General features: G+C 42.9%; 21 protein-coding genes. 11 read left to right on the top strand and 10 right to left on the bottom strand.

Annotated features, from left to right (window positions below; all coding sequences use genetic code 11):
- The first annotated feature begins 13 nt into the window (after positions 1-13).
- The gene (locus LAQ65_RS09185; protein WP_224116657.1) at positions 14-2,659 is read left to right on the top strand and encodes an MGH1-like glycoside hydrolase domain-containing protein; all 2,646 of its coding nucleotides are present in this window, start codon (positions 14-16) and stop codon (positions 2,657-2,659) included.
- A gap of 10 nt (positions 2,660-2,669) precedes the next feature.
- Here the strand turns inward: LAQ65_RS09185 and LAQ65_RS09180 are convergent, their stop codons facing one another.
- The 5 genes from LAQ65_RS09180 to rpsF form a co-directional block, all read right to left on the bottom strand.
- Positions 2,670-3,545: an aldo/keto reductase gene (locus tag LAQ65_RS09180; RefSeq protein ID WP_224116656.1), complete on the bottom strand. Its 876-nt coding sequence runs from the start codon at positions 3,543-3,545 to the stop codon at positions 2,670-2,672.
- 65 nt (positions 3,546-3,610) lie between these two features.
- The gene (locus tag LAQ65_RS09175) at positions 3,611-4,057 is read right to left on the bottom strand and encodes an RNA recognition motif domain-containing protein (RefSeq protein WP_224116655.1); all 447 of its coding nucleotides are present in this window, start codon (positions 4,055-4,057) and stop codon (positions 3,611-3,613) included.
- Positions 4,058-4,280: 223 nt separating this feature from the next.
- Complete coding sequence (gene rplI, locus LAQ65_RS09170; RefSeq protein ID WP_224116654.1) at positions 4,281-4,727, bottom strand: 50S ribosomal protein L9; 447 nt, start codon at positions 4,725-4,727, stop codon at positions 4,281-4,283.
- A 93-nt stretch (positions 4,728-4,820) separates the two neighbouring features.
- Positions 4,821-5,084 (bottom strand): 30S ribosomal protein S18, encoded by a 264-nt coding sequence (rpsR, locus tag LAQ65_RS09165; RefSeq protein WP_039144160.1) that lies wholly within the window; start codon positions 5,082-5,084, stop codon positions 4,821-4,823.
- A gap of 2 nt (positions 5,085-5,086) precedes the next feature.
- On the bottom strand, positions 5,087-5,440 hold the full coding sequence (gene rpsF / locus LAQ65_RS09160) for a 30S ribosomal protein S6 (protein ID WP_224116653.1): 354 nt from the start codon (positions 5,438-5,440) through the stop codon (positions 5,087-5,089).
- A gap of 223 nt (positions 5,441-5,663) precedes the next feature.
- Here rpsF and htpG point away from each other — a divergent pair, with 223 nt between their 5' ends.
- Positions 5,664-7,511, top strand: a complete 1,848-nt coding sequence (htpG, locus tag LAQ65_RS09155; protein ID WP_224116652.1) for a molecular chaperone HtpG — start codon at positions 5,664-5,666, stop codon at positions 7,509-7,511.
- Between the two features lie 22 nt (positions 7,512-7,533).
- On the opposite strand, the gene recJ is transcribed toward htpG, so the two are convergent.
- Both recJ and LAQ65_RS09145 read right to left on the bottom strand, forming a co-directional pair.
- Positions 7,534-9,243 (bottom strand): single-stranded-DNA-specific exonuclease RecJ, encoded by a 1,710-nt coding sequence (gene recJ / locus LAQ65_RS09150; RefSeq protein ID WP_224116651.1) that lies wholly within the window; start codon positions 9,241-9,243, stop codon positions 7,534-7,536.
- Positions 9,244-9,248: 5 nt separating this feature from the next.
- Complete coding sequence (locus LAQ65_RS09145; RefSeq protein ID WP_224116650.1) at positions 9,249-10,211, bottom strand: polyprenyl synthetase family protein; 963 nt, start codon at positions 10,209-10,211, stop codon at positions 9,249-9,251.
- A 212-nt stretch (positions 10,212-10,423) separates the two neighbouring features.
- On the opposite strand from LAQ65_RS09145, the gene LAQ65_RS09140 reads away from it, so the two are divergent.
- From LAQ65_RS09140 to LAQ65_RS09100, 9 genes are all read left to right on the top strand, one after another.
- The gene (locus tag LAQ65_RS09140; RefSeq protein ID WP_224116649.1) at positions 10,424-12,076 is read left to right on the top strand and encodes an OmpA family protein; all 1,653 of its coding nucleotides are present in this window, start codon (positions 10,424-10,426) and stop codon (positions 12,074-12,076) included.
- A gap of 82 nt (positions 12,077-12,158) precedes the next feature.
- Positions 12,159-12,974 (top strand): outer membrane protein assembly factor BamD, encoded by an 816-nt coding sequence (locus tag LAQ65_RS09135; RefSeq protein WP_224116648.1) that lies wholly within the window; start codon positions 12,159-12,161, stop codon positions 12,972-12,974.
- Positions 12,949-13,290 carry a DNA-directed RNA polymerase subunit omega gene (locus LAQ65_RS09130; RefSeq protein WP_224116647.1) on the top strand — a complete coding sequence of 114 codons (342 nt, stop codon included), beginning with the start codon at positions 12,949-12,951 and terminating at the stop codon, positions 13,288-13,290. The genes LAQ65_RS09135 and LAQ65_RS09130 overlap by 26 nt, the downstream gene beginning before the upstream one ends.
- Positions 13,291-13,385: 95 nt before the next feature.
- The gene (gene coaBC / locus LAQ65_RS09125) at positions 13,386-14,582 is read left to right on the top strand and encodes a bifunctional phosphopantothenoylcysteine decarboxylase/phosphopantothenate--cysteine ligase CoaBC (protein WP_224116646.1); all 1,197 of its coding nucleotides are present in this window, start codon (positions 13,386-13,388) and stop codon (positions 14,580-14,582) included.
- Entirely contained in the window at positions 14,575-15,495 is a 921-nt protein-coding gene (porD, locus tag LAQ65_RS09120) for a type IX secretion system protein PorD (RefSeq protein WP_224116645.1), read from the top strand. The genes coaBC and porD overlap by 8 nt, the downstream gene beginning before the upstream one ends.
- Positions 15,492-15,890 carry a DUF4296 domain-containing protein gene (locus LAQ65_RS09115; RefSeq protein WP_224116644.1) on the top strand — a complete coding sequence of 133 codons (399 nt, stop codon included), beginning with the start codon at positions 15,492-15,494 and terminating at the stop codon, positions 15,888-15,890. Before porD ends, LAQ65_RS09115 begins: the two co-directional genes overlap by 4 nt.
- Before the next feature lie 43 nt (positions 15,891-15,933).
- On the top strand, positions 15,934-16,638 hold the full coding sequence (locus LAQ65_RS09110; protein ID WP_224116643.1) for a CoA transferase subunit A: 705 nt from the start codon (positions 15,934-15,936) through the stop codon (positions 16,636-16,638).
- 16 nt (positions 16,639-16,654) lie between these two features.
- Entirely contained in the window at positions 16,655-17,404 is a 750-nt protein-coding gene (locus LAQ65_RS09105; RefSeq protein ID WP_224116642.1) for a hypothetical protein, read from the top strand.
- On the top strand, positions 17,404-18,060 hold the full coding sequence (locus tag LAQ65_RS09100; RefSeq protein WP_224116641.1) for a 3-oxoacid CoA-transferase subunit B: 657 nt from the start codon (positions 17,404-17,406) through the stop codon (positions 18,058-18,060). Before LAQ65_RS09105 ends, LAQ65_RS09100 begins: the two co-directional genes overlap by 1 nt.
- Here LAQ65_RS09100 and LAQ65_RS09095 read toward each other — a convergent pair.
- The 3 genes from LAQ65_RS09095 to LAQ65_RS09085 form a co-directional block, all read right to left on the bottom strand.
- Positions 18,057-18,707, bottom strand: a complete 651-nt coding sequence (locus LAQ65_RS09095) for a response regulator transcription factor (RefSeq protein ID WP_224116640.1) — start codon at positions 18,705-18,707, stop codon at positions 18,057-18,059. The genes LAQ65_RS09100 and LAQ65_RS09095 overlap by 4 nt on opposite strands.
- A gap of 60 nt (positions 18,708-18,767) precedes the next feature.
- The gene (locus tag LAQ65_RS09090; RefSeq protein ID WP_224116639.1) at positions 18,768-19,595 is read right to left on the bottom strand and encodes a sensor histidine kinase; all 828 of its coding nucleotides are present in this window, start codon (positions 19,593-19,595) and stop codon (positions 18,768-18,770) included.
- Positions 19,596-20,418: 823 nt separating this feature from the next.
- Entirely contained in the window at positions 20,419-20,808 is a 390-nt protein-coding gene (locus tag LAQ65_RS09085; RefSeq protein WP_224116638.1) for a hypothetical protein, read from the bottom strand.
- Between the last annotated feature and the right edge of the window lie 100 nt (positions 20,809-20,908).

The following is a 20,908-nucleotide window of genomic DNA, read 5'->3' as shown; positions in this document are numbered from 1 at the left end:
GCAAATAAAGTACATGAAAGAAAACCTTTTCCATACAGATGAACAGAAGCGGCTTGACGAGAATGCCAGGAAAACTACGCCGCTCGAACTTTGGGGGCCCTACCTGAGTGAACGGCAATGGGGTACAGTTCGTGAGGACTATAGTGCTGATGGGGATGCCTGGAATTACCTTTCACACGACCATGCAAGGTCAAAAGCTTATCGCTGGGGGGAAGATGGCATTGCCGGTATATCAGATTATAACCAGTACCTCTGTTTTGCCCTGGCTCTCTGGAACCATAAGGACCCCATCCTGAAAGAAAGAATGTTCGGGTTGACTAATGCAGAGGGAAATCATGGGGAAGACTGCAAGGAATTGTATTATTTCCTGGATAATACACCTACCCATAGTTATATGCGGATGTTGTATAAATATCCGCAGGATGCTTATCCCTATGATGAACTGGTAAGGGTAAACCAACATCGTGGTAAAAGTGAACCTGAATATGAATTGCTGGATACCGGAATATTTGAGCATAACCGGTATTTCGATATATACACCGAATATGCCAAGTTAGCGACTGAAGACATAATGATCCGCATTACCGTGATCAACCGGGGAGCCGATACCGCTGAACTAACGTTGATGCCTACCTTATGGTTCAGGAACAACTGGTCTTTTCACCCGAATGTTGAAAAGCCACTTCTGAAGCTGGGAAAAAACCAGTTTGGTGAATATATTTCCGTAAAGCATCCGCACCTCAGTAATTACCAATTGTATTTTAACCAGCCTGCCGATATTGTTCTATTCACGGAAAATGAAACTAACCAGCAGAAATTATATGGGATTCCCAATCCGCATCCCTATGTAAAAGATGCATTTCATGAAGTGATAGCTGGTGGCAACACTGATTTATTGCAAGGAAAAACGGAAGGCACCAAGGCTTCTCCTGTTTACAGGTTGAATGTGCGTGGTGGCGGTAAAGAAGAGATTTACCTGAGATTGTCCAATGAACCGGTTACTGGTTCTCCACTGGAGGATCCGGGAAAAATTTTCGAGAAACGTATCCTTGAAAAGAATGAATTCGGTAAGTGCATCGCACCCTTAAATGCAGATACTGACCTGGCTGCAATTATGAACCAGGCTATTGCTGGCCTGTTATGGAGTAAGCAGTTTTATTATTACGATGTCGATGAATGGCTGAATGGTGATAAATCCATGCCACCTCCTCCTCCGGAAAGAAAGTCTGGCCGGAACAATGAATGGGGTTTTTTGAATAACCGCGATATAATTCTGATGCCGGATACCTGGGAGTACCCCTGGTATGCTTCCTGGGATTTGGCTTTTCACTGTATTACTATGGCATTTGTGGACCCGGTTTTTGCAAAACACCAGATGATTTTATTAATGAGGGAATGGTATATGAATCCGATGGGCCAGCTACCTGCCTATGAATGGAATTTCTCGGATGTTAATCCACCAGTTCATGCCTGGTCCAGCCTGAATATTTACAGGATAGAAAAAACCGTTCATGGAAGGGCCGATGTTGACTTCCTTAAAAGGGTTTTTCAGAAGCTGCTCATCAATTTCACATGGTGGGTTAACCGAAAAGATAAAGATGGTAATAATATCTTTGAAGGAGGCTTCCTTGGATTGGATAATATCGGCGTAATTAACCGGAATGAGATACCGGAAGGGTATACGCTTGAGCAGGTGGATGGCACCAGCTGGATGGCCATGTATGCCCTGAATATGCTGGATATTGCCCTGGAGATAGCCAAAACTGATCGCACTTTCGAAGACGTGGCCACTAAATTTTATGAGCATTTCGCGCTCATTTCCGCATCCCTTAATGAGGCACATCTCTGGCATATGGAAGATGACTTTTTTTATGATGTACTGATCGATCCGGGGGGTGGTTTATTTCCCATCCAGGTAAGGTCTGTTGTTGGACTTAGTGTTTTATTCGGGGTGTCTGTCATTTCGGGTGAAACTTTGTCGGCCCTGAAAGACTTTGAAAGACGTACGGAATGGTTTAAGGAGAACAGGAAAGTGAGGGGCCGTTTTCTGCCAAATGAGGAGAGAAAAGGGGATAAGGCGGTTTTACTAACGCTGATCCATAAGGTAAAACTTGAAAAAATACTGAAGACACTATTTGATGAGAATGAGTTCCTTGCTCCGGGTGGCATACGTGCGTTATCGAAATACCATCTTGAGCATCCCAGGCACTATAGCTATGGTGATAAAAATTTTGACATCGGTTATGACCCGGCCGAATCCACAACGAATATGTTCGGTGGAAATTCCAATTGGAGGGGCCCTGTCTGGTTGCCAATAAATTACCTGATAATTAAGTCACTCAAAAAATACCACCAGTTTTATGGCGACCAGTTTAAAATGGAATTTCCAACCGGATCGGGTAACTGGATGAACCTTGGTGAAATAAGTAATGAATTATCCAAACGCGTTATCAGTATTTTCAGGAAAGATAGCATGGGTAACAGGCCTGTACACAAGGACCATGCTGAATTTTATCGTCGCCCTGAAAATGTGGACCTGGTGTTGTTCTATGAATATTTTCATGGTGAAAATTCAAGGGGTGTAGGCGCATCCCATCAGACGGGATGGACTGCACTGGTAGCAGAACTCATCAATGATGATGCATGGGAATGGGAATAATAATTGTCGATTAAGGAACTGGTACACCTGTTGAGGCTGACCATAATAAGAACCAGTCTTCCCGGTCAAGTTTTGTTTCTGCAGCAATAACTGCAGCAGAGATCCTTTCCATTTTTGCGGTTCCTATTACCGGACGAATTCCTGATGGATGCGTAATTAGCCAGCTCAGTAAAATCTGGTCAGGGCCTAGTGCATATTTTGGTGACAATGCATTGGCAATTTCCAGGATCCTTAAACTCCTCTCATCATATGCGCTAAATATATTTCCTCCACCGACGGGAGACCAGGCCATGGGTATTATGCCGAATTGCTGGCATTGATCAAAAGTTCCATCAGTAAACGGATGCAGGTGTACAATTGAAGCCTGAACCTGGTTGATAGTAACTGGAGTTCTTGACTGTATTAAAGCCGTTTGTGTGACAGAGAAATTGGATACTCCGAATTGCAGCACTTTGCCCTGTTTTTTCAATAGCTCAATGGCTTCTGCAATTTCATCAGCATGCATTAAAGGATCCGGACGATGGATCAATAAGTAATCAAGGCGATCGGTCTGCAGGTTTTTAAGTGAGCGCTCAGCAGATGTGATAATATGTTCGCGGGAGGTATTGTAAGACTTTACACGATGTTCCGGCCTGTTTTCGCTGATCATCCGGATACCGCATTTAGAGATGAGGATCATCTTATCCCGCAACGCAGGTTGGTGGGCAAGTGCAGTGCCAAATTCAGCTTCAGTGGTATAATCACCATAAATATCGGCGTGATCAAAACAGTTAGCTCCAAGTTCTATACTCCTGGTGATAGCCTCAAGGTATTGCTGTGTATTGAATGCAGCACCCCATAAACCCCATTTCATGCAGCCGGTAATTATTTCTGGTATTCTATCCATGCCGGGAAATAACAAAAAAGGTCTGGCGTTGCCAGACCTGTATGTTTGGGAATTTGCGTCAATGATTAATAATCACGACCGCCACCGCCGTAACCGCCACGACTGCCACCGCCGCCGTAACCGCCACCGCCACTACGGTTGCCGCCGCCACCGCCATAACCGCTACCGCCGCGACTTCCGCCGCCGCCGCCACCGTAACCGCCACGACTACCGCCGCCGCCGCCACCGAAGCTTTTCTTCTTGAATCCACCACCACCTGAACCGCCTTCGCGAGGTTGTGATTCGTTCACAACAATGCTGCGGCCCTGAACTTCAGTTCCGTGAAGCGCTGCAATAGCTGCATTACCAGCTTCTGCATCAGCCATTTCTACGAAACCGAAACCTTTGCTGCGATTGTTGTTGAATTTGTCTGTAACGATTTTTGCTGAAATAACTTCGCCATAAGGGGCGAACATTTCCAACAGATCCTGCTCAGTGAGATCCCAACTGAGATTGCCAACGTAAATGTTCATTTTCTAATTTTTTAAAACCAATAAATAACCCATAATGAAGAACAGTGTAACGAAAAACCAGATGATTTACATTTACTTTGAAACGCTCTGGGAAGTCTGAAACTGTAAAGATCATTAAGGAACCGCAACGAAGATAATAAATTTGTTTTGAAACATACAAATTCAAATAATATAAAAAACCCCGAAATTTTCGGGGTTTTTTATATTATTAGTTAAGGGGGGCTTATTCAGCTGCCACCTCGAATTCAACTTCAGTGCTTTTCCCGTTTCCAAAGTCAATTGAAGCTTTGTATTGGCCAAGTTCCTTCACCTCGTCGGTGATATGGATCCTTTTACGGTCAATTTCATAGCCTTTCTGCTCACGGATAGCGCGGGAGAGCTGCAGTGCGGTAACACTACCGAATATTTTGCCGCTTGTGCCGGTTTTAGCGCCCAATTTCAGCGCACCATCCTGCAATTTGGCAATAACCTGGTTGATTTCAGCCAGCATTTTGTCTTCTTTCTTCTTTTTAACCTTAAGTTTCTCTTCGAGCTGTTTCAGGTTTGATGGAGAAGCCTCAATAGCCAATTTCTTGGGAATGAGGAAGTTACGCGCATAGCCATTTTTTACGGAAACCAATTCATTGGCACCGCCCAGGTTATCTACGTCTTGAATGAGAATTACTTGCATTTTTTCTTGTTTAAGTTCCCAGGCGCCCAGCAACATTGTCGGGTTGCTGTCTCCCGCCATTACGCGGGGTTAGGGAGTGGTTACTTGAATGATTTACTTCAACAGGTCGGTTACATAAGGCAGGATAGCCATCTGACGGGCTTTTTTCACTGCATCAGCAACCTTACGCTGAAATTTCAGGCTGTTACCGGTAATACGACGCGGCAACATCTTTCCTTGTTCATTCAGGAATTTCTTTAAAAATTCACCGTCTTTGTAGTCTACGTACTTGATACCGTACTTCTTAAAACGGCAGAATTTCTTCGCGCGTTTTTCAGTCTTGATAGCGGTCAGGTACTTAATTTCATTTTTTGCCATGATTAAGCCTCCACTTTTTCGGTTCCGGTTGGTACGCCACTTCTCTTTTTAGCATTGTACTCGACGGCGTATTTGTCGAGTGCAGTGAACATGTGACGCAGGACATTGTCGTCACGCAGAAGCTGGATTTTCAGCTTCTCATTGAAGTCGGATGGCGCTTTGTAATCCATCACCCAGTATAAACCAGTGGTTTTTTTCTGGATGGGATACGCCAGTGATTTTAATCCCCAAGGATTAGTGTTCACCAATTGGCCACCGTTTGCGGTAACCAGGTCAATGAATTTTTTCTGAGCTGCTTTGTAGTCCTCTTCACTCAGAACAGGGGTAAAAATCACCATCAATTCGTAGTTGTTCATGAATCCCTGATTTGATTAAATAAAAATTATGGGCTGCAAAGGTAGGTTAAAATCGCTGAAAATCCATTCTTTCAAAGGTTTTTTTCACCCGCCGGGAAGTACCCGCCAAGTGAAGACTGCCACCTGAACCGGTACTCTGCCAATTTTGCTGTTTTTTTGACTTTAATACCCTGTGGCACTTGATTTGACACCCCGCTGTTAGCCAAACTGAAAAAAAGAACGTATGCAAAAAGGTAGTATCAGAGTACAAACGGAAAACATTTTCCCCATTATTAAGAAATTCCTGTACAGCGAGCACGACATTTTCCTGCGGGAACTTATCAGTAACGCTGTAGACGCCACCCAGAAATTAAAAACCCTGTCATCTATCGGGGAAGCAAAGGGCGAACTGGGCGACCTGTCCATCGTGGTCTCCATTGACCCCGAAGCAAAAACCATCACCATTTCTGATAAAGGTGTGGGTATGACTGGCGAAGAAGTGGATAAATACATTAACCAGGTTGCATTTTCAGGCGCCGAAGAGTTCCTTAATAAATACAAGGGCCAAAATGAGAATAATATCATTGGCCATTTTGGCCTTGGGTTTTATTCCTCTTTTATGGTCAGCGATAAAGTTGAACTTGTTACCCGGAGCTTTAAAGACGCACCTGCTGTTAAGTGGGAATGTGATGGCAGCCCGGAATATACCCTCAATGAAACAGATAAGGAATCGAGGGGAACTGACGTGGTTTTATTTATTAATGAAGAAAGCCGTGAATTCCTGGAGCCTTCGCGCATTAAAACAGTGCTGAACCGGTTCTGCCGTTTCCTGCCTGTGCCTATATTCTTTGAAGGCGAGCAGGTAAATAATCCAACTCCGGCCTGGACGCGCAAGCCGGCTGAATTAACCACAGAAGACTACCAGGCTTTTTATAAAGAACTTTATCCGTTTAACGAACCACCGTTGTTCTGGATTCACCTGAATGTGGACTATCCCTTTAACCTGACGGGTATCCTGTATTTTCCAAAAATCAAGCAAAGCTTTGAAATACAGAAAGATAAAATACAATTGTACAGCAACCAGGTTTTTGTTACAGATGAAGTGAAAGATATTGTACCCGAATTCCTGATGTTGTTGCAGGGGGTAATTGATAGTCCGGATATACCGCTCAACGTTAGCCGAAGTTATTTGCAGGGTGATCCCAATGTGAAAAAAATCAATAATCACATCACCAAAAAAGTTGCTGATAAACTGGAAGAGATTTTCAATAATGACAGGGCAGCGTTTGAAGAAAAATGGGAGAACCTGGGATTATTTGTGAAGTACGGAATGATGACTGACGATAAATTCCTGGAGAAGGCTTTGAAGTTCCATATTATGCAGGATGCCAGCGGCAGCCAATTTTATACTGTTGATGAATATAAAACAGCCACAGGCGATCTTCAGAAAAACAAGGAAGGCAAGCAGGTAATTATCTATTCCACCGAGCCTGTCCAGCAGGATTCGTATATTAAAGCGGCTATTGATAAAGGTTATAAGGTTGTTAAGCTGGAAACCATTGTGGATGCTGCATTTATTAACCAGATGGAAATGAAATGGAACGATGTCCATTTCATTAGGGTAGATGCCGATATTGCAGATAACCTCGTAGATAAGCAGGAGGGTAACGAGTCTGTTTTGACGAAAGAACAGGAAGAGAAACTGAAAAAACTATTTGAGCAACAGGCAGCCGGACTTCACCTGACTGTTGAAGTGAAAGGACTAAGCAAGGACGCAGCACCAGTTGTGGCTACGCGTCCGGAGTTCATGCGCCGGATGAAAGATATGGCTGCCGTAAGTGGGCCGATGGGTAGTTTCTATGCTGGTATGCCCGATGAAGTTACGCTTACCATAAATGGCAACCACGCAATATACCAGCAGATTTTATCACAGGCAGATGATGACCAGCAGAAGAAAATGACGCATAACCTCGCAGACCTTGCTTTATTGTCGCAGGGTTTACTGAAAGGTGCAGCGCTAACCTCATTTATAGAAAGGAGTGTGGAGCTTTTGGGAAAACAGCAGACCGAAAAAGAGGAGGTAGCCGGATAGTTTGAATGGTGAATCGCAGGATTCAAACCTCGCTTTCCCGGAAATCAACAACCTTAAGCTGAAGGTGCCTGTTTCCGTTCCAGTCATTTTCATCGAGGGTAAATAAAACGTCAAGTGGAATATCCTTTTCCAGCAGGGGGAATTTAGAGGCCATATTGAATCCTATGCCGGAGAAAATTATATTTCCCTGTACCAGGCTGAATTTGATATGCTGGTCTTTAACAATACGTGACCAACCATTATTCCTGACCCCCTTTGCCAGCCAAAGGGGGTTAGTGTTTTCTGGCCCGAATGGTTCCATCTGCCGGATGATATTGTAAAACGAAGGACGAATCTCCGTGAATTGAATTTCACCATCTATCAGGATTTCTGGCACCAGTTGTTCTTCTGTTATATTGGCGGTAACCACGGCTTCGAACTTTGACCGAAAGGCTTCAACTTCTTCAGGAAGCAGGGTCATTCCAGCAGCGGCAAAATGTCCGCCGTAACCCAATAAGTGTTCACGGCATGCATGCACTGCTTCATAAAGGTTAAAACCGGATACGCTGCGGGCGCTTCCGGCAACAATTTCTCCGCTTTGTGTAAGAACAATGGTTGGCCTGTAGTAGCGGTCTATAAGCCTCGAAGCTACAATGCCAACAACACCTTTATGCCAATGAGGTTGGAATACTACGGTTGACTTCCTGCTTTCAAATTCCGGGTCGGCAACTATCATGGCCAGGGCTTCTTCTGTGATCTGCAGGTCGGCTTCTTTCCTGTCGTCATTGTGGGAATGCAGCAGGTTGGCAAATCCGGTAAGTTTCGCTGGATTCTTTTCAATAAAAAGCTGTACTGCCAAACGGGCATCGTCCATTCTTCCCGCGGCATTTACCCGCGGGGCAATTACAAAAATGAGGCTATTTGCCTGCATCGGCTGCCCTGTTAAGCCTGCCAGCGCAATCAGTGCTTTAATTCCTGGGGATGGATTTTCATTTACCTTTTTCAAACCGAAATAGGATAAAATCCTGTTTTCCCCTGTAAGTGGAACAATGTCGGCAGCAATAGCAGTAGCCACGAGATCGAGGTAGCAGAGGTAGTGTTCATCGCCCAGGCCGATTTTCCGGCAAAGGGCAGTAATCAGCTTAAATCCAACCCCACATCCGCAAAGGTCTTTATAAGGGTATTGGCATCCTGCCTGCTTGGGGTTTAAAATTGCCGTTGCAGGTGGCAGTACCGGATCCGGCATATGATGGTCGCAGATAATGAAATCTATACCATGTTTCAGGGCATAACTGACCAGGTCGGTTGATTTTATGCCACAATCCAAGGATATAATCAGGCTGACTCCTGTTGACGCAGCATATTCGATCCCTTTTTGGGATACGCCGTAACCTTCCCTGTAGCGATGGGGTATGTAATAATCGATACGGTCTGATTCATAAGCCTCCAGCAAAAACTGGTACATCGAGGCGACAGCTGTTGTGCCATCAACATCATAATCACCAAAAACCAGGATTTTTTCCCTTTTTTGCATGGCATCCAAAATCCTGTCAACTGCTTTATCCATGTCTTTCATTAACATGGGATCGTGCAGTTTTTCGAGATCGGGCCTGAAAAAATTGCGGGCAGATTCAAAATCGCGTATGCCTCTTTGTACAAGGATTTTACAGATCGATTTGCTGATACCCAGTTTCTGGTGCAGGAATTCTACTTCAGGCTCCGCCGCTTCCAACAATTTCCATCTCTTCTGCATGGCCATTAATATTTACGGTCGGTAGTAAACCTGACCAGTTCTTCAAGGGCATTCCGGGCTTCGCTTTCGGGGAATCCGTGTAAAATTGCCAAGGCCTCATCGCGGTACTGGTTCATTTTATCTGCAGCGTACTGAATACCGCCGGTAGCTGTAACTATTGAGATTACCTCTTTAACCTTATCGGAATTCCTGCTGTCGTTTTTTATGGTGGCGATAATTTTCCTTCGGGTGGATTTATCGGCCTGGTTGAGCGTATATATAAGCGGTAAGGTAAGTTTTTTTTCCTTGATATCGTTACCGGTCGGTTTACCCACATCTGCTGACCCGTAATCAAAAAGGTCATCCTTGATTTGGAAAGCAATACCTACTTTTTCCCCGAAATTCCGCAGTTTTTCAGCATCTGCTTCACTGAATTGGGCTGAAAAAGCCCCTGCTGCACAGGCCGAGGCCAACAACGAAGCCGTTTTATTGCTGATTATTTCAAAATATACAGATTCATCGAGGTTGAGGGTGCGTGATTTCTCAATTTGTAACAATTCACCTTCGCTCATCCTTCTGACAGCCTCCGAAAGAAGCTGGAGTATCCTGAAATCATTATTGTCAAGGGAAAGTAACAGGCCTTTTGCCAGCAGGTAATCACCAATCAGTACCGAAACTTTTGTCTTCCAAAGGGCATAAGTAGAAAAAAAACCCCTCCTTTCCATGGACTCGTCTACCACATCATCGTGAACCAGTGTTGCAGTATGCAATAATTCCACCAGGGATGCGGCCCTGTAGGTGCTTTCGGTGATCCCGCCGCATAATTTGGCCGTAAGCAACACAAACATGGGTCTCAGCTGTTTCCCCTTCCTTTTAACGATAAAACTGGTAATTCGGTCAAGCATGGGCACCTGGCTTTTGACAGCCTCCTTGAATCGGCTTTCAAATAATTCCAGTTCTTCGGCTATTACTGATTGTGATATTCTCATTATTTCGGATAACCGGGGCAAATTACTACAATGCAGGTCATTTTCAAGCAACAGAAACAATCCATAATATGTCTTTATATTGATTCTCTTTGGGTTAAATAGATTTTCGGCGGTTATTTTATTTGGTTTTTAATTCGCAATTGATATTTTTGCTTAGATTTTGAACTCCCGTATCCTGTCAATTCATTCACCATTACTTATAAAATCTCTTTATGGCAAACAAAAAATTCACAGCACTTTTGGGTTTACTGTGCTTGTTTGCGTCCAGCTCGTTTTCCCAGATAGGTACGAGTTACGATGTGCAAGATTCCTCGCTGATTCCGCGTAAAAGACTTCCTCAGCACAACGAATTCATGAACAATGCTTATCCTTTTCCTGCCAAACCCCGCAGCCAGTGGGAAGTTGGTATTAAAGGGGGATTGTTTAATATTTTCGGCGATGTGCCCTCAAACCCCTTGAATTTTGGGGGTGGGGTTCACGTTAGAAAATCCCTGGGCTATGTGTTCTCCCTCCGCGGGGAATTCATGTATGGTGTAGGAAAGGGGTTGAACTGGAAAGAAAGGACTTCCGGATTCAGTCAGCCGGCCAGGGATGCAGGCTATGGTACTGCTGCAGCACCGGTTTTCTTCGATAATTATAAAACTACGATGAAGGACCTGAACCTCCAGGCGCTGATTAGTTTGAATAATATCAATTTCCACAGGGACAAATCCAAATGGGATGTTTATGCCTTAATTGGTGGAGGCCTTTCCTGGTGGAAGACTATGGTTAACGCGAAAGATGCTTCGGGTAACCCCTATAATTACAGTACTGTAACTAATCCGAATGTTTATTCAGACAGGAAGAAGACTAAGGACCAGTTGAAAGCAATCATGGATGATTCTTATGAATCTCCAGGTGAAACAGATGGTGAAGCAAGTGCTAAATTAAGCGGTAATACCTTAAAACCTAACTTTCAGTTTGGAGCAGGCTTTGCTTACAAGCTTAGTCCCAAGATTAACCTTTCAGTGGAAGACAGGTTTACTGTTACCAAAAGTGATCTGCTGGATGGTGTGCGCTACCAGAATACCCGGACTAATAACAATTCCCCGTATTCTAATGTGCTGACACCGGATTATGATACCTACAATTATTTTACTGTAGGCCTCAATTTCAATCTCGGCAAAAATTCTGTTGAACCTATGTATTGGCTGAACCCGCTGGCTTACCCATACAGCGAGCTGAATTCACCCAAGCATATGAAGCTGCCAAAGCCTATCCTGGATGATGCCGATGGTGACGGTGTTACAGACCAGTTTGACCTTGAACCCAATACACCACAAGGCGCCCCTGTTGACAGCCATGGTGTAAGTAAGGATACTGATGGTGATGGTGTTCCTGACTTTAAAGACAAGGAACTGATCACACCAACACAATGTCAGCCGGTAGATGCTGATGGTATTGGTAAGTGTCCGGAACCGCCTTGTTGTAAAGAACTTCGCGAGGGTGGCTTCCAGTCAAAAGCTGCATGTAGCATCGGTGATCTGCCAAGCATTACCTTCCCGGGCCGCACAGTAAGCCTGGATAATGATTCCAAAGCAGTCCTGGCCAGCGTTGCTGAGAAAATCCGCAACAACCCGAATTGTAAGATTGCAGTAATTGGTTACGGCGAATCAAGCAAATCTGCACAGCAGTTAAGTTGGGATCGCGTGAACGCAGTAATCAACTACCTGGTTGAGAAAGAAGGTATCAGTGCCGACCGCTTTATCTTCAAATATGGTGAAGGTGGTGGGGATCCAAATACTGTGGATCTTCGCGACGGAACCGCAGAGGAAGGTCCGAATGCAGTACCTGCACCGCACCCGAACCTCCGTAAAAAGGGATAAATCGTTAATTATTAGATAATTGAACCCCGCTTCGGCGGGGTTTTTTTATATTTGGGTAAATCAGTTAACTTTGCAGGCCTTTATGAGAATATTTTGTTTAATTATCCTGGTTGCGTTTTTGGGCACTGGCTGTTCCCAATTCGCTAAAGTGCAGAAAAGTACAGACTACGATTATAAGTTGCGCATGGCTGACCAGTACTATGTAAAAAAGAAGTACAACCAGGCCCAGCAATTATATGAAGAACTTTTTCCTTTGTTGAAAGGGAATGATAAGTTTGAAAATGTCTATTATAATTTCGCCTATTGTGCATACAACCAGCGTGATTATACTAATGCGGAGAACCTGTTCAAAGGATTTACCGAGGTGTTTCCAACGAGTAAAAGGGCAGAAGAAATGGAATATATGCGGGCGTATTGTTATTATAAGCAGTCGCCTAAAGTGCAGCTAGACCAGACCAATACCTCGCGCACTATCGGTTTAATGCAGGCTTTTATTAATACGCATCCCGGGTCTGAGAAAAATAAAGAGGCTACAGAGATTATTGATAAGTGCCATACAAAACTTGAAATGAAGGAACAGGAAAGTGCTGAATTGTATTTTAACCTGAGGCAATTTAAAGCTGCTGCCATTGCTTTTGAGAACCTGATGAATAATTATCCGGATTCACAGAAAGGAGATGAATACAAGTTGAAAATTATAAGGTCTTATTACGAGTATGCTGCATTTAGCATTGAAGAGAAAAAGGAACAGAGATTTGGAAAAGTACTGGAACAGTGTAATGAATTTACTGACCGGTTCCCGGATAGCAAGTTGAAAAAAGATGTAGAAAAGTATTTTAATTTATCGCAAAACAATATTAAACTCGCAAAAAATGAGCAAGTTAAGACGTCAGCTTAGTTCCAACACAAGTAATGTTGCTGAAGCTAAAAACCTGGCAGATATTAAAGGCAAAACAGGTAATCTTTATGAATCGATTGCAGTTATTGCCAAAAGGGCCAACCAAATCAATATCGCTCTGAAAGAAGAGTTGCATAACAAGTTGGAAGAGTTTGCCACCCATACTGATAGCCTGGAGGAAATCCATGAGAATAAAGAACAGATTGAAATTTCCCGTGCCTATGAGCGTATGCCAAACCCGGCTTTACTGGCCACCCAGGAGTTTATGGAAGAGAAAGTGTATTACAGGAAAAATGAAGATAAGCTGTTCAGCTAATCGCTGCTTATAAATTTGTTAAAGCGACAGCCCGGCTGTCGCTTTTTTTATGAGAGAATTGGAGGCCGCTGCTGAAAAAACTATAATTTTAGAACATGTTGCACGGAAAGAAAATTCTGCTGGGCATTTCAGGTAGCATAGCCGCCTATAAATCCATCACTCTCCTGCGCCTGCTTGTTAAGAGCGGCGCTGATGTAAAAATCGTAATGACGCCCGCCGCGCGTGATTTTGTTTCACCGCTCACTTTGTCAACACTTTCCCACAACACCGTACTTGTTGACCTTTTTGATGAAGCAGCCTGGGCAAACCATGTAATGCTGGGCAGGTGGGCGGACCTTTTTGTTGTCGCTCCCTTAAGTTGCAATACACTGGCGAAAATGGCTATGGGCATTTGCGACAACCTGTTACTGGCAACTTATTTATCTGCCACATGCCCGGTTTGGGTTGCACCAGCCATGGATGAAGATATGTGGCAGCATCCAACCACCATTCGCAACCTTGCTATGCTTCAGGGCTTTGGTAACCATGTTATTCCTGTAAATACCGGGGAATTGGCCAGCGGCCTGGTTGGGCCCGGAAGAATGGCTGAACCTGAAGACATTTTACTACAAATTCAAATTCATTTTGCAGAATCCGGAAAACTTGCAGGGAAAAAAGTCCTGGTTACCGCCGGACCAACCTACGAACCTATTGACCCGGTTCGGTTTATCGGCAATCATTCATCCGGTAAAATGGGTTTGGCTATTGCCCATGAATTAGCCGCCAGGGGGGCGGAAGTGCAATTGGTTGCAGGTCCTGGGGTAACTGCCCCTGCACGGCCCCACATACAGGTAATACGGGTTAATACTGCTGCTGAAATGTATTCAGCATGCCTTCAGGCTTTTGAAGCAGCAGATATCGCTGTTATGGCAGCTGCAGTAGCCGATTATTCTCCCGTAACAGTGGCCGGGGAAAAAATTAAGAAAAAAGAGGGTGGGCTTGTGCTTGAATTGCAGAAGACTAAAGATATCCTTAAGGAATTGGGCAATAGGAAAAAGAAAGGCCAGTTCCTCGTAGGCTTTGCATTGGAGACAAATAACGAAAAGGCCAACGCCCTTGAGAAACTGTCCGCAAAAAATGCAGATCTGATTGTATTGAACTCATTGAAAGATGAAGGGGCTGGTTTCGGAAATGACACCAATAAAATAACCATTTATGACAGGGAAGGCGGCGAACATATTTTTCCGCTTAAGTCAAAATCAGCAGTGGCCGCTGATATCGTTGGTATGATTATCAAAAAAATATATGCTTAAAAGACTTTTATTTTTTGCACTGCTGGTGGCATATCTTTTACCGGTCAGGGCCCAGGAATTTCAGGCGAAAGTAGTGGTAATGGCCAACCAGGTAAACACTAAGGTTGATCGTAAGGTTTTCAATACCCTCCAAAGTGCACTGAATACTTTTATAAATAACCGCAAGTGGAGCCGCGATACTTACCAGCCTAATGAAAAGATCCTTTGTAATTTCCTGATCAACGTAAGCGAAGCTGCAGACGGTAATATTTACCGGGCTAAGCTTACTGTTCAGGCAGCCCGTCCCGTTTACAATACGGCCTATATGAGCCCCCTGGTGAACTATATTGACGAGAACCTGCTTTTTCGGTATGTAGAGTTCCAGCAAATTGAATTTAATGAAAACCGTGTTACGGGGAATGATCCTCTGGTTTCAAACCTTCCGGCGGTATTGGCCTTTTATGTCAATATTATCCTGGGTATGGATGGTGATTCTTTTTCTTTAAAGGGAGGCGATCCATATTTTGTCAAGGCACAGAATATTGTGAACAACTCCCCTGAAAGCAGGGATATCCTTGGGTGGAAAGCATTTGACGGACAAAGAAACCGGTATTGGTTAATGGAAAACCTGACCAGCAGTAAGTATACACTTGTTCATGACGCTTTTTATGGCTACTTCAGGCTGGGGCTGGACCAGTTTTATGAAAAAGAACCGGATGCACGTAAAGCAGTAATTACGGCATTGCAGCAACTGAATACCGTAAATGGCGAAACGCCTAATTCAATGATATTGCCATTTTTTTTCCAGGGCAGGACTGCTGAGTTATCGCGCATGTTTAAGAAATCGCCCCCTGAAGAAAAGTCAGTTGCCCTTGACTTGCTGACCAGGCTGGATATTTCCAATGCCAACACCTACAAACAAGAAATGCAATGAGGTTAAAATGGCATGGCATAATAATCCTTTTATGCAGCTTTTTGGGTGCTTGCCAGAATAATAAGGCTGTTGTAAAGCCTGCATTATCCGATAAGGAAATGGTGCCGGTTATTTATGAATTATTACTTAGTGAAGAATGTAGTATTGCCTTAAAGGGAAGGGATACTACACTGGTGCTTCCGGAATTGCGCTCCGTAAAGTACCAGCAGGTTTTTCAACTGCACAAAATCGACCAAAAGACATTTGCGGATAGTTATAGCTATTACCTTGGACATCCGAACGAGTTGAAAATAATTTTTGATTCGGTCGAAGCGATGGGAAGCCGCAACAGGTTGGAATTTGTCAGGCCATTAAAACAAATGGATATCTACAAAAAACCGGCAAACCCCAAATAGGCGCAGTTCAGTTTTTTTTCAGGAACAGTTTAATTCCTATAGTATGAATAAAGTATTGAATAATGCTGATGAAGCTATAGCAGACATTGCCGATAATGTAACAATTATGCTGGGAGGATTCGGGCTTTGCGGAATCCCCGAAAACAGCATCACAGCTTTGGTTAGGAAGGGCGTAAAAGGGTTGACCTGTATTTCGAACAATGCAGGAGTTGATGATTTTGGATTGGGCCTGTTACTGAAGACCCGGCAAATAAAGAAAATGATGAGCTCCTATGTTGGTGAGAATGCTGAGTTCGAAAGACAGTTGCTGTCAGGCGAATTGGAAGTTGACCTTATCCCCCAGGGAACTTTGGCTACACGGATACAAATGGCCGGGATGGGGATTCCAGCTTTTTTTACACCTGCCGGATTTGGAACTGAAATTGCATCGGGGAAAGAAGTGAGGGTATTTAATGGGAAACATTATTTAATGGAAGAAGCGCTGCATGCCGATTTCGCGATCGTTAAGGCGTGGAAGGGTGACCGCTATGGCAACCTTGTATTCCGGAAGACGACACGTAATTTTTCCACATCGATGGCGCGCGCAGGAAATATTACAATTGCAGAAGTGGAAGAATTGGTCGGTCCGGGCATGCTTGACCCCGACGAGATTCATGTTCCCGGTATTTTTGTGCACCGCATATTTCAGGGCGACCACTACGAAAAACGGATTGAAAAAAGAACCGTACAGTTATCCGGTAAATCCTAATATAATTTTAATTACCATGTTTACCAGTAAACAAGAGTTATCAGGTGCTATGGGCGTTGATCCTGAAATAGCCGCTTTTTTTGTAGATCGTAAAATACCTGCTGGTAATCAATATTGGAAAGGCAAATACCTCTATGTTGCCCGCGGAACGGGCTTTCTTTTCATTCCCTTGTTTTTTGACCTGCAGTTAAGGGCCGGGATCGATCGTAAAATTTTACTGGATGAAAGTTATGTGCAGCTTATGGAAAAAATCCTTGATTTCGCGGCACAATACGAGTTGAAAAAAATGGATTTTGAAGCACATATCGGGTTTATTGAGGAACTCGTGAGGGCGAAAAGTGTTCAACCGGAATTGCTCGAAAACCTGAGCACCTATTTTAAACAACGACCACTGGATGCTTATGGGATACTGGGAACCGGAATTCCTGCAATGAACAGGGGAGATGCCTTGCTTTACCTGCTTACAGTTTTGGATGCCCATGCTGACATTATAAAAAAAATAATAGCTTATTGGTACCTGTTAGTTCCTTCATTTTTATTGCTGGATGATATCATGGATCTGCAGGAGGACCAGGATAATCAGGAAGAGAATTCCTTGTCGCATTTCGGATATGATACAGAAGGGGTGCGTAAAGCAATAGATTTGCTGGATAATAATTTTGCTGCTATTTCAGCTGTAAATCCCTTACTTGGAAATTTTTTCAGGTCGATGCTGGATCAAAAAAAACAGTCCACTTATTTTCAATTAATATTAAACGAAAAATAATGGCACTTGATAAATATGGCATTGCCAGGCGGATTGCAAAGGAGCTAAAGGACGGCATGTATGTAAACCTGGGTATTGGGATTCCTACCCTCGTGGCTAATTACATCCCGGAAGGCATGTTTATTATGCTGCAAAGTGAAAATGGCATGCTGGGTATGGGTCCATATCCAGTTGAAGATGAAATTGATGCAGACCTGATCAATGCTGGGAAGGAAACAGTGACGATTTTGCCAGGTGGTGCATTCTTTGACAGTGCTGAAAGTTTTGGTATGATCAGGGCAGGGAAGGTAGATTTAACCGTGTTGGGAGCCATGGAAGTGAGCGAACAGGGTGATATTGCGAACTGGAAAATTCCGGGTAAGATGGTGAAGGGCATGGGCGGGGCTATGGACCTGGTGGCGAGTGCTAAGAATATTATCGTTGCGATGATGCATACCAATCCCAAAGGAGAATCAAAGTTATTGCCAGCCTGCGAATTGCCGCTTACCGGGGTTGGCTGTGTCCGGAAAGTGGTTACCGAACTGGCGGTGCTGGATATAACACCACTGGGCTTCCGCTTGCTGGAAAGGGCTCCGGGAGTAACTGTTGAAGAGATCCGCCAGAAAACAGCCGGAAAACTCATTGTGGAAGGTGAGATACCCGAAATTTCAATTTAATCGATCAGGTTATTCTTTACCGCAAAAAATACGAGTCCTGCAGTGTTTTTACTGCCAAATTTCTCCATTAGCCGGTCTTTAATAGCTTCTACTGTACGCGGACTTACATCCATTTTCTGGGCAATTTCCTGCGCTGTAAATTCCATACAGATGAATTTTATGACATCTTTTTCCCGATCGGTTAGGGTAATCTCGCTACTAAGGCTGGGAACCACTTTTTGTTTAGCGTGAGATTTTTTGAGGAGTATGCGGTTTACGAAATTATTGAGGTAGTAGCCTTTTTCAGCCACATCCATAATGGCCCTCCTTATTTCGGTTGGATCTGCACTTTTAAGCAGGTAACCATTAGCCCCGATCTCCATAAGGTGGGTTACAAAGCGTTCATCTTCAAACATGGTGAGGACGACAATATGAATGTTCGGGTATTGTTTAGCGATTACTTTGGTGGTTTCGATGCCGTCTTTCTGTGGCATTCTCAGGTCCATCAGGATAACATCCGGTTCAGAACTTGGAAGGCCATCGATCAGTTCCTGGCCGTTTTCAGCTTCCTGAACAAATTTGATATTAGTGAAGGGCCGAAGTGAAAGAATTACTCCTTTACGAAAAATCTTATGGTCGTCAGCAATGGCTACTTTAATTACGGTCATTGGATATTGCAGTTGGCGTCGCCTTAAAATTAATACATCCGAACGTAGGAAGTAAATGAATTATTGGGGTTCCTCCCTGTTTAATTCGATTGTCACCTTGTAATAAGTCTGGGAAGGGTCTTTTTCAAAGAAAATACGACCCTGTAATACCTTTAACCGGCTCTGGATATTTTTAAGTCCGAGGCCTGCGGCGCTTTTGGTTAATCTTTCAAAATCGGCCTGGGTCATACCTTTCCCGTCGTGGTGCATCCTGATATAGAATTTGTTGCCATTGGTATTCTGGGTAAGGTGTATGAAACTGGCGTTGCTGTGTTTAAGAATATTATTGATCAGTTCCTGGATTACCCTGAAAACAATCAGTTCGTTATCCAGGGGCAGGCGTTCGCGGTAATCATGAAAACGGGCGCTTGCATTAAGGTTTCCCGATCCGCTTATTTTCTGGAAAGTATCATTTACAGCCGACTCCAGGCCAAAGTTTTTTAGTGTTGGCGGCATCAGGCTATGGGAGATATTACGGATTAGCTGTATGGTATCATCTATAATCTGCTTTGCATTGTAGATACTTTGCAACTGGGTGGTTTTATCCATATTCACCAGGTTCTCATTCAGGTACAGCCTGGCGGTAGCCAGCAAAGGGCCGGCATCATCGTGCAGGTCTGCCGCAATACGCTGCCTTTCCTCTTCCTGCAGGCGGATAGAGGCATTCAGTAACATCTTCTGCTGCTCATTCTCCATTTTTTGCAAAGTCATCTGGTATTTAATGACTTTACGTTGGTGGAAGATGATAAAGACGATGAGGCCAATTGTTAGTGCCAACATTCCTATAGTACCAAAAAAAAGCACTACAGAAACGTCAGAATGTTGGTTATTTACCTGTAAGAGAAACATTTATTGGGGGTAGGAGTATTAATATTTGTTATTTAATTGTATTATAATGATTTATACCAAATGAAGAATCAAATTCATTTGAATTTTCATTTTCCAATGGTAGAAAGAACGAAATGGTAAAGAATATATTTTTTAAAATAATGCATATAAGATTTATTATCCAATAATTATATTGGTCTTTGCCAGATAAATCAGAAAATAAAAGGAAGAAAAAAAAAGTACCAGTAAAATAAATCATAATCCCAACAATAATCCAAAATTTAGGATTACTGTATATAAATCCAATTTTTGGTGCTTGGATTTCTTCAAATAAATAAAGAATCGAAAAAATTATTAATAAAATCGCGCTTGTCGATACAGGAATTGTATCAATTAATTGATTATTTACTCCTGAAGATATTATGAAAAAAAGATTAATTAGAGCTGTAATTAGGAATATGATAGAACAGAGAAGAAGAACTTTTTTAAACAACTTATTTTTTAGTGAATCGTATATATAATATCCCAGGAAAAAAAATTCAATAATAGTAAAAATCGCATATAATAATGGAATAGCGTTTGAATCTGATATATTATCGGTAAAATTAGTTAGATAGTATACCAATATTTCATGAACAATGGAGTATACTAAATAATAAAATATTACCCTTGATGGTTTATTGTTATTCCTTTTATTGAGGATTAAATAAACCACCAAGGGTAATACAAGTGTTATATAAGCTAAAGTTTTTAGGAAAACCACAGTTAGTATTATCAATCAAATATAATAATACCTGCGGTATAACATAATCCTAGCCCTTATTTAGTTATAATAGTGAAAATATCAACTAGACCAATTAACTGAAGTTGTTGTCGTTGTAGTTGAGGAACCTTTACCATTACCGCCAATCCTATCAGCAACTATTCCTTTATTCATTTCAATTTTACCTTCAACATTAATTATTGGGTATTCTGTAATTATCTCATCTTTTTCATTTACTCCAACATAAACAAACGTTTTTTGGCCCAATTCATTAAGCCCGCCGTAAAAACGAATGGCAACGCATCCTGGCTGGTTTAGAATTTGTTCTAAAATATTCTTGCCAATCAGAAAGGTTTTCATTTCTGCGGGATAAGCATCCTGGAAGTCCTTAACCATTTTGGCGCCCAACTCTTGGCCGATTTCTTCGCCAATAGTCTCCAGTGAGGGAGTCAAAATTTCATTTTTAAGCATAATTGTAAGTTTTAGTAAGAAGTGGATTGATTTCGTACTGTGAATAACCAGTAAAAAAAAAAATACGGCAATGGGCTATTTCTAATAGAAATTGTTCTAA

The sequence above is a fragment of the Flavihumibacter profundi genome (assembly GCF_020076305.1).
In the GTDB taxonomy this organism is placed as follows: domain Bacteria; phylum Bacteroidota; class Bacteroidia; order Chitinophagales; family Chitinophagaceae; genus Flavihumibacter; species Flavihumibacter profundi.
Note: the sequence above shows the minus strand (reverse complement) of the source record. Positions and strands in the feature narration are given on the sequence as shown.

What these genes read in the sequence shown, in the direction of transcription:
- porD (WP_224116645.1), top strand. Translation starts at nt 14,575, where the DNA reads ATGCTTAAAAGACTTTTATTTTTTGCACTGCTGGTGGCATATCTTTTA.
- LAQ65_RS09085 (WP_224116638.1), bottom strand. Translation starts at nt 20,808, where the DNA reads ATGCTTAAAAATGAAATTTTGACTCCCTCACTGGAGACTATTGGCGAA.
- LAQ65_RS09145 (WP_224116650.1), bottom strand. Translation starts at nt 10,211, where the DNA reads ATGAGAATATCACAATCAGTAATAGCCGAAGAACTGGAATTATTTGAA.
- htpG (WP_224116652.1), top strand. Translation starts at nt 5,664, where the DNA reads ATGCAAAAAGGTAGTATCAGAGTACAAACGGAAAACATTTTCCCCATT.
- LAQ65_RS09095 (WP_224116640.1), bottom strand. Translation starts at nt 18,707, where the DNA reads ATGACCGTAATTAAAGTAGCCATTGCTGACGACCATAAGATTTTTCGT.
- LAQ65_RS09130 (WP_224116647.1), top strand. Translation starts at nt 12,949, where the DNA reads ATGAGCAAGTTAAGACGTCAGCTTAGTTCCAACACAAGTAATGTTGCT.
- LAQ65_RS09100 (WP_224116641.1), top strand. Translation starts at nt 17,404, where the DNA reads ATGGCACTTGATAAATATGGCATTGCCAGGCGGATTGCAAAGGAGCTA.
- rpsR (WP_039144160.1), bottom strand. Translation starts at nt 5,084, where the DNA reads ATGGCAAAAAATGAAATTAAGTACCTGACCGCTATCAAGACTGAAAAA.
- LAQ65_RS09110 (WP_224116643.1), top strand. Translation starts at nt 15,934, where the DNA reads ATGAATAAAGTATTGAATAATGCTGATGAAGCTATAGCAGACATTGCC.
- recJ (WP_224116651.1), bottom strand. Translation starts at nt 9,243, where the DNA reads ATGCAGAAGAGATGGAAATTGTTGGAAGCGGCGGAGCCTGAAGTAGAA.
- rpsF (WP_224116653.1), bottom strand. Translation starts at nt 5,440, where the DNA reads ATGAACAACTACGAATTGATGGTGATTTTTACCCCTGTTCTGAGTGAA.
- LAQ65_RS09175 (WP_224116655.1), bottom strand. Translation starts at nt 4,057, where the DNA reads ATGAACATTTACGTTGGCAATCTCAGTTGGGATCTCACTGAGCAGGAT.
- coaBC (WP_224116646.1), top strand. Translation starts at nt 13,386, where the DNA reads ATGTTGCACGGAAAGAAAATTCTGCTGGGCATTTCAGGTAGCATAGCC.
- LAQ65_RS09090 (WP_224116639.1), bottom strand. Translation starts at nt 19,595, where the DNA reads ATGTTTCTCTTACAGGTAAATAACCAACATTCTGACGTTTCTGTAGTG.
- LAQ65_RS09180 (WP_224116656.1), bottom strand. Translation starts at nt 3,545, where the DNA reads ATGGATAGAATACCAGAAATAATTACCGGCTGCATGAAATGGGGTTTA.
- LAQ65_RS09140 (WP_224116649.1), top strand. Translation starts at nt 10,424, where the DNA reads ATGGCAAACAAAAAATTCACAGCACTTTTGGGTTTACTGTGCTTGTTT.
- rplI (WP_224116654.1), bottom strand. Translation starts at nt 4,727, where the DNA reads ATGCAAGTAATTCTCATTCAAGACGTAGATAACCTGGGCGGTGCCAAT.
- LAQ65_RS09135 (WP_224116648.1), top strand. Translation starts at nt 12,159, where the DNA reads ATGAGAATATTTTGTTTAATTATCCTGGTTGCGTTTTTGGGCACTGGC.
- LAQ65_RS09115 (WP_224116644.1), top strand. Translation starts at nt 15,492, where the DNA reads ATGAGGTTAAAATGGCATGGCATAATAATCCTTTTATGCAGCTTTTTG.
- LAQ65_RS09185 (WP_224116657.1), top strand. Translation starts at nt 14, where the DNA reads ATGAAAGAAAACCTTTTCCATACAGATGAACAGAAGCGGCTTGACGAG.
- LAQ65_RS09105 (WP_224116642.1), top strand. Translation starts at nt 16,655, where the DNA reads ATGTTTACCAGTAAACAAGAGTTATCAGGTGCTATGGGCGTTGATCCT.